General features: G+C 48.7%; 10 protein-coding genes. All 10 read left to right on the forward strand.

Annotation, left to right across the window (positions count from 1 at the left end; translation table 11 throughout):
* Window positions 1-182: 182 nt before the first annotated feature.
* Window positions 183-1058, forward strand: coding sequence for a phosphoribosylaminoimidazolesuccinocarboxamide synthase (locus MKY85_RS03680; RefSeq protein ID WP_342571805.1), 876 nt, complete (start codon window positions 183-185; stop codon window positions 1056-1058).
* Window positions 1059-1556: 498 nt separating this feature from the next.
* Window positions 1557-1802: a phosphoribosylformylglycinamidine synthase subunit PurS gene (purS, locus tag MKY85_RS03685; protein WP_017690695.1), complete on the forward strand. Its 246-nt coding sequence runs from the start codon at window positions 1557-1559 to the stop codon at window positions 1800-1802.
* A gap of 4 nt (window positions 1803-1806) precedes the next feature.
* A complete protein-coding gene (gene purQ / locus MKY85_RS03690; RefSeq protein ID WP_342571806.1) occupies window positions 1807-2496 on the forward strand; it encodes a phosphoribosylformylglycinamidine synthase subunit PurQ in 690 nt (229 codons plus the stop codon).
* The gene (gene purL, locus MKY85_RS03695) at window positions 2474-4717 is read left to right on the forward strand and encodes a phosphoribosylformylglycinamidine synthase subunit PurL (RefSeq protein WP_339304177.1); all 2244 of its coding nucleotides are present in this window, start codon (window positions 2474-2476) and stop codon (window positions 4715-4717) included. Before purQ ends, purL begins: the two co-directional genes overlap by 23 nt.
* Window positions 4702-6180, forward strand: a complete 1479-nt coding sequence (gene purF / locus MKY85_RS03700; RefSeq protein WP_339239482.1) for an amidophosphoribosyltransferase — start codon at window positions 4702-4704, stop codon at window positions 6178-6180. The genes purL and purF overlap by 16 nt, the downstream gene beginning before the upstream one ends.
* Window positions 6181-6183: 3 nt before the next feature.
* Window positions 6184-6627: an immunity 26/phosphotriesterase HocA family protein gene (locus MKY85_RS03705; RefSeq protein ID WP_342571807.1), complete on the forward strand. Its 444-nt coding sequence runs from the start codon at window positions 6184-6186 to the stop codon at window positions 6625-6627.
* A 129-nt stretch (window positions 6628-6756) separates the two neighbouring features.
* A complete protein-coding gene (gene purM / locus MKY85_RS03710; protein WP_105602187.1) occupies window positions 6757-7797 on the forward strand; it encodes a phosphoribosylformylglycinamidine cyclo-ligase in 1041 nt (346 codons plus the stop codon).
* A complete protein-coding gene (gene purN / locus MKY85_RS03715) occupies window positions 7797-8414 on the forward strand; it encodes a phosphoribosylglycinamide formyltransferase (protein WP_339258778.1) in 618 nt (205 codons plus the stop codon). The genes purM and purN overlap by 1 nt, the downstream gene beginning before the upstream one ends.
* Window positions 8415-8747: 333 nt before the next feature.
* Complete coding sequence (purH, locus tag MKY85_RS03720) at window positions 8748-10295, forward strand: bifunctional phosphoribosylaminoimidazolecarboxamide formyltransferase/IMP cyclohydrolase (protein ID WP_339239487.1); 1548 nt, start codon at window positions 8748-8750, stop codon at window positions 10293-10295.
* Between the two features lie 130 nt (window positions 10296-10425).
* Complete coding sequence (gene purD, locus MKY85_RS03725; protein ID WP_339239488.1) at window positions 10426-11691, forward strand: phosphoribosylamine--glycine ligase; 1266 nt, start codon at window positions 10426-10428, stop codon at window positions 11689-11691.
* Window positions 11692-12295: the final 604 nt, after the last annotated feature.

The raw sequence follows: 12295 nt of genomic DNA on the forward strand, positions 1-12295 counted from the left end.
AAGGCAGAAAAAACCTGAAGAAGCAAAGCGCTCGCCTTTATCACAGGATTTTCCCCTTGAGAAAGGGGATCAGAAAAATCCGGGGATAACAGCGATCGGAAGGTTGTTCTGTATTCGGAGTGGCCCCGCGTGATGAGGGGAATTGGACGTATACTTTACATCTCCTGAAAGAAGGTGAACCCATGGCACTGTCCACTGCGGCAGATCTCGTTAAAGCACCTCTGTTATATAAAGGAAAAGTACGTGAATTGTACGATCTGGGTGAACATTTTCTGATCGTGGTTACCGACCGAATCTCGGCATTTGATTATGTGCTGGACCCGGCAGTTCCCGAGAAAGGAAACGTACTGAACAAGCTCAGCAGTTTCTGGTTTGAACTGACAGGCAGCATGATGGAGAATCACGTGATTCATACCGATGTGAACAAATTGGGTGATCTGGTCACAGACCCAGAATTGCTCAAAGACCGCATCATGGTAACCCGCAAAGCAGAACGCATTGATATTGAATGTGTCGTGCGTGGATACATCACTGGTGGTGGATGGAGACAATACGAGACGAGCGGTGAAGTGAATGGCATTAAACTGCCTGAAGGGCTGCGCAAGAACGCCAAACTCGAAGTTCCCATTTTCACCCCGGCAGCCAAAAATGATGTAGGGCATGACGAGGACATTTCGATGGATCGCATGAAAGAACTGGTGGGCGACGGACTTGCAATGGAGCTTCAGGAAAAAAGCCTGCGCCTGTACGAATTCGCTCGTGATTACTGTGATCAGCGTGGCATCATTCTGGCAGACTGCAAATTCGAGTTCGGCATCGTGGATGGCAAGGTCATCCTGATTGATGAAATCTTCACCCCAGATGCTTCACGCTTCTGGGCCAAAGAGAATTATGAACTCGACATCGAGATCGATAGCATGGATAAAGAGCCAGTGCGCACCTATCTTGCTGGAACGGATTGGGACAAGAACAGCAAACCGGATCCACTCCCGCAAGCCGTAGTTGAAGCAACAACCGCCAGATACGTCGATATTTATAACCGTCTAACGGCACAATAAATTAAATTGTTTTCACGAATGGTCTGGTTTGACCATTACACACCGTACAACGTAAAAGGTTTAGGCCTTTAAAAAACGTCGCATGGACTAGCGTAGGGGCGGAATTGTTCTTAAAGGAGCGATAGCGTTCGCCTTTGTCCCCGGGTTTTGACCGCAAAGCGGGCCAAAACAATCCAAAAACCTGGGGATAACAAGCGACCGGAAAGAACAATCCGCCTGGGAGCAAGCACTAGACAATTACACACCGTACAACGTAAAAGGTTTAGGCCTTTAAAAAACGTCGCATGGACTAGCGTAGGGGCGGAATTGTTCTTAAAGGAGCGATAGCGTTCGCCTTTGTCCCCGGGTTTTGACCGCACAGCGGGCCAAAACAATCAAAAAAAACCTGGGGACAACAAGCGACCGGAAGAACAATCCGCCCCGGAGCAAGCTCCACACCCCATTTTTAACAGCGTAAAGCATTTATCCCGTTCATTACTGAGGAGGAACATAAGGATCATGATCAAAGCAACCGTATATGTCACTATTAAGCAAAGCGTACTCGACCCGCAAGGCGTAGCTGTTCAAGGAGCCCTGCATTCCATGGGATTCAACGAAGTGGAAAGTGTACGGATCGGTAAAGTCATGGAACTCAACCTGGATACAACAGATCGTGCGGAAGCGGAGAAACGTTTGAAAGTCATGTGTGAAAAGCTGCTGGCCAACACCGTTGTTGAAGATTACCGCTACGAATTGGAGGGTTAATCTCATGAAATTTGCAGTTCTTGTGTTCCCTGGCTCCAACTGCGACATCGACTGTTACAAGGCAGTGGAAGATGCGATTGGACAAGAGGTTGATTATGTATGGCACACGGCTACAGATCTTTCGGCTTATGATTGTATTTTGGTTCCGGGTGGTTTTTCTTACGGGGACTACCTGCGTTGTGGAGCGATTTCTCGCTTTGCACCGGTAATGAACGAGGTAGCGAAAGCTGCTGAACAAGGTAAATATATTTTGGGCATTTGCAACGGATTCCAGATTCTGACGGAAGCAGGCTTGCTCCCTGGGGCATTGATCCGTAACACATCTCTGAAATTCCGTTGTCACGATACGGTATTGAAAGTGGCGAATGCAGATACACCATTTACACGTGACTATGCACCGGGCGAAGAGATTGTCATCCCAATTGCTCACGGTGAAGGTAACTATTATTGCGACGAGGAGACGCTCGCGAGTCTGCAAGCGAACAACCAGATCGTATTTACGTATGGTACCAACCCGAATGGTTCCCTGGGTGATATCGCGGGAATCTGCAACGAGGGTGGAAACGTAGTCGGCATGATGCCGCATCCAGAGCGTGCAGTGGATTCACTGCTAGGTTCGGAAGACGGCAAACGTATGTTTACATCTATTTTGAAAGCATGGAGGGATCGGCATGACGCAGCAGCTATCCGCTAAGGAACCAACAGCAGAACAGGTCGCAGAACATAAACTTTACGCACAGATGGGCGTGTCTGACAGCGAGTATGAGCTGATCTGTGAGTTCATGGGCCGCAAGCCAAACTACACGGAAATTGGTGTGTTCAGTGTCATGTGGTCTGAGCACTGCGCATACAAAAACTCCAAGCCGCTCTTGCGTCGTTTCCCGACAAGTGGACCACGTGTCCTGATGGGACCTGGTGAAGGTGCCGGAATCGTGGATATCGGTGACAACCAAGCCGTTGTTTTCAAAATTGAAAGCCATAACCACCCTTCCGCGGTAGAGCCTTATCAAGGCGCGGCAACAGGCGTTGGTGGCATTATCCGTGATATTTTCTCCATGGGAGCTAGACCGGTTGCATTGCTGAACTCTCTTCGTTTCGGCAAGTTGGAGAGCGATCGTGTTAAATATTTGTTTGAGCATGTCGTAGCCGGTATTGCGGGATATGGTAACTGTATCGGTATTCCTACCGTTGCAGGTGAAGTGATGTTTGACGAGAGCTACGAAGGCAATCCGCTGGTTAACGCCATGTGTGTGGGTCTGATTGATCATGACAAGATTCAGCGCGGTGTAGCCAAAGGTGTAGGTAACCCGGTGTACTACGTTGGCCCACCAACAGGTCGTGACGGTATCCACGGTGCAACGTTTGCATCCGTTGAGCTGACAGAAGAATCCGAGTCCCAACGGACAGCGGTTCAGGTTGGTGATCCGTTCATGGAGAAACTGGTCATGGAATCCTGTCTGGAATTGATCGACACGGGCATCGTGCTCGGAATTCAGGATATGGGCGCTGCGGGTCTGACATGTTCAAGTGCAGAGATGGCAAGTAAAGCGGGTAACGGTCTGGAATTGTATCTGGATCAGGTGCCACAACGTGAAGAAGGCATGACACCTTATGAGATGATGCTGTCCGAGTCTCAGGAGCGTATGTTGTTCGTCGTTGAGCCCAAGGATGAGGCGCAGGCGATGGAAATCTTTGAACGTTGGGGCGTAATCTGTGCCAAAGTTGGTAAAGTAACGGATGACGGTCGTCTGAAACTGATCCACCACGGTGAAGTAGTTGGAGACATGCCAGTAACAGCACTAGTTGACGAGTGCCCAGTGTATGACAAACCATCTTCTGTACCTGCGTACTATGAGCAAAGTGCTTCCATCGACACGCTTCGTTACGACGAAGTGTCGGATCTCGGCGGAGCGCTGAAACAAGTACTGGCTTCACCAACGGTTGCAAGTAAGAAATGGGTGTATGATCAATATGATTACATGGTGCGTACAAGCACTGCCGTTCGTCCAGGTTCGGATGCAGCCGTAGTTACCATTCGTGGAACACGCAAAGGTCTTGCGATGACAACGGACTGTAATGGACGTTATGTATACCTTGATCCTGAAGTTGGTGGAAGAATTGCGGTTAGTGAAGCTGCGCGTAACATTGTATGTTCTGGTGCAGAGCCGCTGGCAATTACGGATAACCTCAACTTTGGTAACCCGGAGAAGCCGGATATTTTCTGGCAAATGGAGAAAGCGGTAGATGGTATGGCAGAAGCTTGCCGTGTGCTGGATACGCCGGTCATCGGTGGTAACGTAAGTCTGTACAATGAAAACGCCAAAGGCTCCATCTATCCAACGCCAGTGGTCGGTATGGTAGGTCTGGTTCATGATACGGATCATATCACGACACAAGCATTCAAATCCGAAGGAGATGTCATCATTCTCCTCGGTGAAACCAAAGCTGAACTCGGCGGCAGCGAGCTGCAATACGCCGTTCATGGTCAGACGGAAGGCCGTCCGCCAGAACTGAACTTGCAAACAGAAAAAGCGTTGCTTAGCACGGTGCTTGAAGCTATTCAATCCGGTCTCGTTCGCTCGGCGCATGACTTGTCTGAAGGTGGCCTGGCTGTAGCACTTGCAGAATCATGTATCAGCGGTAATGTAGGCGCACAGGTGAATGTGGAGACTGCACTGCGTGCAGATCACGCCCTGTTCAGTGAGAGCCAATCCCGTATCTTGTTGTCGGCTACGCCAGAGCAAGCGGGTAAACTTGAAGCATTTGTACGTGAGCGCGGTGTACCTGTAGCTGTGATTGGACGTGTAGAAGGAAGTAACCTGACGATTGAACTGAACGGAACATCAGCCGTGAGCGAACCTGTAGGAGGTTTGGCTCAGGTCTGGGAGGATGCGATTCCATGTCTCATGAACTGATGACAGGACCGTTGTGGACAGGCGATTATTATAATGAAGGGTCCGGCAAGGAAGGACTCGACAAATTGAAGGAAGAATGCGGCGTGTTCGGGGTGTTCAGACATCCTGACGCGGCTTCACTCTCCTATTATGGACTGCATGCGCTACAACATCGGGGAGAAGAAAGTGCGGGCATGTGTGTGAGTGATGGCAGCCAGTTTAACTATCATCGCGGCATGGGTCTGGTGAAAGAAGTATTCACCAAAGATCTGATGCAGACGTTAACCGGGGATATTTCCATTGGACATGTCCGGTATTCAACAAGCGGTGACAGTAAACTGACGAACGCACAGCCATTGGTATTCAAATACCGTGATGGCGATCTGGCAGTAGCGACTAACGGTAACATTGTAAATGCACCAACGATCCGGCGTGAGCTGGAGCAGAGCGGTTCCATTTTCCAAACAACAAGTGATACCGAGGTTATTGCGCATCTGATTGCACGTTCCTCCAAAGGGCTTGTGGAAGCAGCAAAAGAGGCATTCCAGCGCATTGTCGGCGGTTATGCGTTTCTGATCATGACCAACGACAAGTTGCTCGTGGCTTCCGATCCACACGGACTACGTCCGCTGACGATGGGTAAGCTGGGAGATGCGTATCTGTTTGCATCCGAGACTTGTGCACTGGAAACAATCGGCGCAGAGTTAATTCGTGATATTGAACCCGGTGAACTGCTTGTGCTGGATGCAGATGGTCTGCACGAAGATCGCTTTGATCATCACAAGCACCGGAAGGCTTTATGCGCGATGGAATATATATATTTTGCTCGTCCAGATAGTGATATGAACGGTGCGAACCAACATGCTGCCCGTAAACGGATGGGAAGCCGGATGGCGATTGAGTCGTTTGTAGATGCGGACTTGGTTACGGGGGTACCAGATTCCAGTATCTCAGCGGCCATTGGTTATGCGGAGCAAACGGGTATTCCGTATGAGATGGGTATGATCAAGAACAAATACACCGGACGTACGTTTATCCAACCAAGCCAGGAATTGCGGGAGCAGGGCGTGAAGATGAAGCTGAGCGCTGTGCGTCGTGTTGTCGAAGGCAAACGTGTGGTCATGATTGACGACTCGATTGTACGGGGAACGACCTCCCGTCGGATCGTGAACATGCTGCGTGATGCAGGAGCAACGGAAGTTCATGTACGCATTACATCGCCACCTTTCAAAAACCCTTGTTTCTATGGCATCGATACACCGGACAGCCGCGAATTGATCGCTTCACAGCTGTCGGTGGAAGAGATCTGCCGTGAAATTAATGCGGATTCCCTGTCATTCCTCAGTCCGGATGGACTGATTGCATCCATTCAGGGAGATAATCAGGATGATCCCAAGGGCGGGCTTTGCCTCGCATGTTTTGATAATGATTACCCAACCCGCCTCGACTTTGGCGGCGAAGAAAAATTCGGCTGCAGCTGTTAATCCATGCAGATGAGAAAGAGTTATAACGAAGGTGACGTGTTCCTGATTCCGATGAAGGATGGCCGATTTGCGGTATGCCAGGTGGTATGCGCACTTAAAGGCCGTTTCAAAAAGGCATTTTCGTTCGGCGTGATGAGCATTCAGCGTGACGAAACCGTAAGTTTGGAAGATGGCCATTTTCTCTTCTATTCCTTTGGAAAGCGTAGAACCAACATCATATTTACTTCTCCGGCCAATATCCGAAACGGGTCGTGGAGGATCGTGGGTAACACACCTTTGACGCCCGAAAAGGAAAAGCTGAAAGTGTTTCAGTGTGCCGGACATTTATACTGCGGTGATGAGTACATTCGTAACCTCCCGATAGAAGAGTATAGTCAGTTTAATACGCTCGGCGTAGCCGGATTTGAATTGGTACAAAACCATCTGTTAGAGATGGAGCAAGGATAGGTAGGTTGGACTTAACATTGACACGATAAAATCTGGAGATAACGGCAATCGAAAGGTTGTCCAGTCATCGAAGGGGTACGTGTTAATACGCTGGTTCAATTTTTATAAGATATGAAGGGTGTGATGGTTGTGTCCGAAGCATATAAAAAGGCCGGCGTCGATATCGCGGCAGGTAATGAAGCGGTTGAACGGATGAAAAAACACGTGAAGCGTACCTTCCGTCCGGAAGTGATGACAGATCTGGGTGGATTCGGTGCCCTGTTCGGTTTGAACAAAGATAAATACGATGAGCCAGTGCTTGTATCCGGTACGGATGGCGTAGGCACCAAGCTGAAGATTGCATTTGCGATGGATCGTCACGATACCATCGGAATCGACGCGGTAGCCATGTGTGTGAACGACATTGTGGTACAGGGTGCAGAACCACTCTTCTTCCTCGACTATCTGGCATGTGACAAAGTTATTCCTGAGAAGATCGAAGCTATTGTTGCGGGTATCGCTGAAGGCTGTCATCAATCGGGTTGTGCGCTGATTGGTGGCGAGACGGCAGAGATGCCGGGCATGTACAGTGAAGGCGAATACGATATTGCCGGATTCACGGTAGGTATCGTGGACAAAGCGAAGATCATCAACGGCACAACCATCGCCCCTGGCGACACTGTGATTGGATTGGCCTCTAGCGGTGTACACAGTAACGGATTCTCGCTGGTACGCAGACTTTTGTTGGAAGATGCGGGACTTGATCTGCATGATGAAGTAGCGGAACTGGGCGGTAAGCTGGGGGATTCCCTGCTGGAACCTACGAAGATCTATGTTAAACCCCTGTTGTCCCTGCTGGAAAAGGTAAAAGTAAAAGGCATGGCACACATTACAGGTGGTGGCTTCATCGAGAATATCCCACGTATGTTGCCGAGCAACGTGAATGTGGATATTAACTACGGCTCTTGGCCGATCCTGCCGATTTTCAACCTGTTACAGGAAAAAGGATCTGTCTCGAACCGTGACATGTTCACCACCTTTAACATGGGTGTTGGGCTTGTACTGGTCGTTAATGAAGCAGATGCAACGGAAGCACTGCAACAACTGAAAGCATCTGGTGAAGAAGCGTACATCATTGGACGTGTTACTGAAGGAGACGCGCGAGTAACCTTCACGGGAGCGGATGTTTAATGGCGAACTACCGCATAGCTGTATTTGCCTCGGGTGAAGGGACTAACTTTCAGTCATTGGTCGATGCAGTACGGAACGGTGGGCTGAATGCATCCGTAGATCTGCTCGTGTGTGATAAACCGTCTGCACGTGTTGTGCAGCGGGCACAGGATGCAGGCGTGGATTGTCATCTGTTTACTCCGAAAAATTATGCTTCCCGTGAAGCCTATGAGGCTGAGATCGTGGAAGTGCTAGAATCCAAAGAGATCGACTTGGTCGTTCTTGCCGGATATATGAGATTGTTGACTTCGGTTGTGGTGGATCGTTACGCAGGGCGGTTGATTAACATTCATCCGTCCTTACTGCCGGCGTTTGCAGGCAAGGATGCGATTGGACAAGCACTTGAGTATGGTGTGAAAGTGACTGGTGTGACTGTGCATTTCGTAGATGGAGGTATGGATACTGGCCCGATTATTGCCCAGCATCCGGTTCCCATTCTGCCAGAGGATACGCCTGAAACGATCAGCAAAGCCATTCATGCAGCCGAACAGCAGCTATATCCTGAAGTGGTATCTTGGTTCGCTCAAGGGCTGGTTCAATTGGATGGGCGTCACGTCACTGTTAACAAACCGGTTTGATATAAGTTGAAATTTTTTTACACATTAACGGAGAGGACAGAAAAAACCTGAAAAAGCGAAGCGTTCGCCTAAGAGCTTTCTGAAAGAAAGCTGCTTCGGAAGCATAGGCTTATCACCGGATTTTCCCTTTAAGAAAAGGGAATCAAAAAATCTGGGGATAACAGCGATTAGAAGGTTGTTCTGTCATCGGAGTGTCCCGTGTAAACATCTTAGTTCCGCTTATATAACAGAAGTCGAAAATTGGTACGCATTTTGTGATATTTCTCGGGAAATAAATCGGCTGTGTTTCGTCAGGAAACGCGAAGCCATGGGACATTAAAGGAGGAGCATATTGTGAGTATCAAAAGAGCGCTGGTCAGCGTATGGGATAAAACAGGCATCGTGGACTTTTGCCGCGAGCTGTCACAAATGGGTGTGGAGATTATTTCGACAGGAGGTACAAGCAGCCTATTGTCGAAGGAAGGCGTACCTGTCATCGGAATTTCGGATGTGACCGGATTCCCGGAAATTATGGACGGACGTGTCAAAACATTGCATCCGGCAGTACATGGTGGGTTGCTGGCTGTTCGTGACAGCGAAGAGCATAAGCGCCAGATGGAAGAGAACGGACTGGATTATATCGACCTCGTTGTCGTGAACCTGTATCCCTTCCAAGATACTATCGCCAAGCCGGACGTAACATACGAAGACGCGATCGAGAACATTGATATCGGTGGTCCTACCATGCTTCGTTCTGCTGCCAAAAACCATGCTTTTGTTAGTGTCGTTGTTGACACAGCAGATTATGGGCAGGTGCTTGAAGAAGTTCGCAGCAATGGAGATACCACTCTCGAAACACGCAAACGGCTTGCGGCAAAAGTGTTCCGCCATACAGCGGCTTACGATGCAGTTATTTCTGACTATCTCTCCAACCTGAATGGTGATCCACTGCCAGAGCGTCTGACGGTTACTTACGAAAAACTCCAGGATTTGCGTTACGGCGAAAATCCACACCAGCAGGCGGCATTCTACCGCAAACCGCTGGCTGCTCAAGATACGTTGACAACAGCCGAGCAATTGCATGGCAAAGAGTTGTCTTACAATAACATCAACGATGCAAACGCAGCATTGCAGATTGTAAAAGAATTTGAAGAGCCTGCGGTTGTCGCGGTTAAACATATGAACCCATGCGGCGTAGGCATTGGCGCAAGTATCTATGAAGCTTACAGCAAGGCATATGCTGCAGATCCAACGTCCATCTTTGGTGGAATTGTGGCAGCCAACCGCATTATAGATAGCGATACAGCGGGCAAATTGAGCGAGATTTTCCTGGAAATCGTGCTTGCTCCTGACTTTACGCAAGAGGCACTCGATATCCTGACGAAGAAGAAAAACATTCGTTTGCTCAAAACGGGTGAACTGAACGCTGCTCGTAAACGGGAGAGCCAATTCGTGGTAACTTCCATCGACGGTGGTATGATCGTACAACAGTCCGATGTACATTCCATCGAAGCGAGCGAACTGAACGTGGTAACGGATCGTGCACCATCGGAAGAAGAACTGAAACAGCTGTTGTTTGGCTGGAAAGTAGTTAAACACGTGAAATCCAACGCGATTGTACTAGCTTCGAATGACATGACAGTAGGTGTGGGCGCTGGACAAATGAATCGTGTGGGTGCAGCCAAAATTGCGATTGAGCAAGCTGGCGAGCAAGCAAAAGGCGCTATTCTGGCATCAGATGCATTCTTCCCAATGGGGGATACGCTGGAACTGGCAGCAAAAGCCGGCATTACAGCGGTAATTCAACCTGGCGGTTCGATCAAAGATGAAGAATCCATCAAAGTAGCCAATGAATACGGAATTGCCATGGTCTTCACAGGCGTTCGTCACTTCAAACACTAGAGCGTAAAAGGTTCAAATAAGGGGTGTCGCCAGTCATACTTATGACTTATGGTACACCCCCTATTTTTTAGGTTGTTCAATACGCAGTAGCGTAACAAATACTGTTATGCACGGAGGGGGAACAGAGCGAATGGATATTCTGGTAGTAGGCGGCGGTGGCCGGGAGCACGCAATCATCTGGGCGCTGGCGAAGAGTCCAAAGGTAGGCAAGATTCACTGTGCACCGGGAAATGCAGGTATTGCTCAGCTCGCTGAGTGTCATGCGATTGCGGTGAATGAATTCGATCAACTAACGGCTCTTGCTGTAGAGCTTCAAGTAGGATTAGTGGTTATTGGTCCGGATGATCCGCTGGCGGATGGGATCGTGGATGCATTTGACTCCACTGGTATTCCGGTATTCGGACCTCGTCGCAATGCAGCAGAGATCGAGGGAAGTAAAACGTTCATGAAGGATCTGCTGCACAAATACAACATTCCAACGGCAGCCTATGAGAAATTCGATAACTACGAACAGGCTCAAGCATACCTGAATGAACAAACCATTCCGGTTGTCATCAAGGCAGATGGACTGGCAGCGGGCAAAGGTGTGACGGTAGCTTATTCCCGTGCTGAGGCTGATCAGGCACTTCGCAGCATCATGGTGGATAAAGTGTTTGGTGAAGCGGGAGCGAAAGTGATCATCGAGGAATTCCTGGCAGGTCAAGAAATGTCCATTCTGGCCTTTGTTGATGGGGAAACGGTTCGTCCGATGGCCGCAGCACAGGATCACAAACCCGTGTTCGATAATGATCAGGGGCCAAACACAGGCGGTATGGGGACATATTCACCATTGCCACATATCCCGGCTTCCATTATTGAGGAGGCTGTGGAAACGATCATCAAACCAACGGCTAAAGCAATGGTGTCCGAGGGACGTCCATTCCAGGGTGTATTGTTTGCCGGATTGATGATCTCGCCCGATGGTAAACCCAAAACGATTGAGTTCAACGCACGTTTCGGTGATCCGGAAACACAGGTTGTTTTGCCGCGTCTGAAGAGTGATTTGTTTGATATCTTCTGGGCAACTGTCCATGGCAAGCTGGCTGACATTGAGATTGAATGGAGCGATGAAGCTGCTGTATGTGTGGTACTTGCTTCAGGCGGATATCCGGGTCCTTATGCCAAAGGTGTAGTTATTGAAGGACTGGATCATGTGGATGATGCGGTGGTATTCCACGCAGGTACATCGCGTAATGAAGCAGGAGACTGGGTCACCAACGGTGGACGAATTCTGGGCGTTGTGGGCCTTGGTGCTGATATTGCCGAAGCTAGAAACAAAGCCTATGCACAGGCGGAGCATATCCAGTTCGATGGCAAACATCAGCGGACGGATATTGCTGCTAAAGCACTGGTATAGAATGAACAAAGAGTCCGTAAAGATGTGTACCGGAAAGGTATTTGCATCCTGCGGGCTCTTTGCTTCGTATATAGATGTATCTTGTGTAAACGATCGGACTTGTTCATAGGTGAAAGATAGGGGAAAGAGACGAAACAGGATTAAACCTGGATGTTCAGGATGTTTAATGCCCAGAGGTACAGGGTAGTATTTTTAGAAATCGGACTATACTAAACTTGTGAACAATATCACATTATAAGGCCATATTATTCATATTATATAAAGTACGTAACATACATAGAGACTAATTTGTGAACATTATACTGTAACCTTGTTCCAAACCATAACGTGCAACTGGATGGTTGAGAGGGAAACATGGTATACTTTTCGGAAACAGGAATGAGTACGAGGGGAGGTGGATATCTATTGGGTAGGCGATATTGTAAATTGTCCAAATGGCGAATCTAGGTGGAGTTAAGCGAGGAACAATTGACAGCATGAGGGGTAACCCGATTTGAATGAAGAAGTTTCTGCAAGTCATTGACTTCATCTTGAATTCCTGTTTTGTAATTTTACAAGGTCAAAACGTAAGACTTATACAAAAATTATCATTGAAATCGATTTT

Source organism: Paenibacillus sp. FSL R5-0749, assembly GCF_038595085.1.
GTDB lineage: Bacteria > Bacillota > Bacilli > Paenibacillales > Paenibacillaceae > Paenibacillus.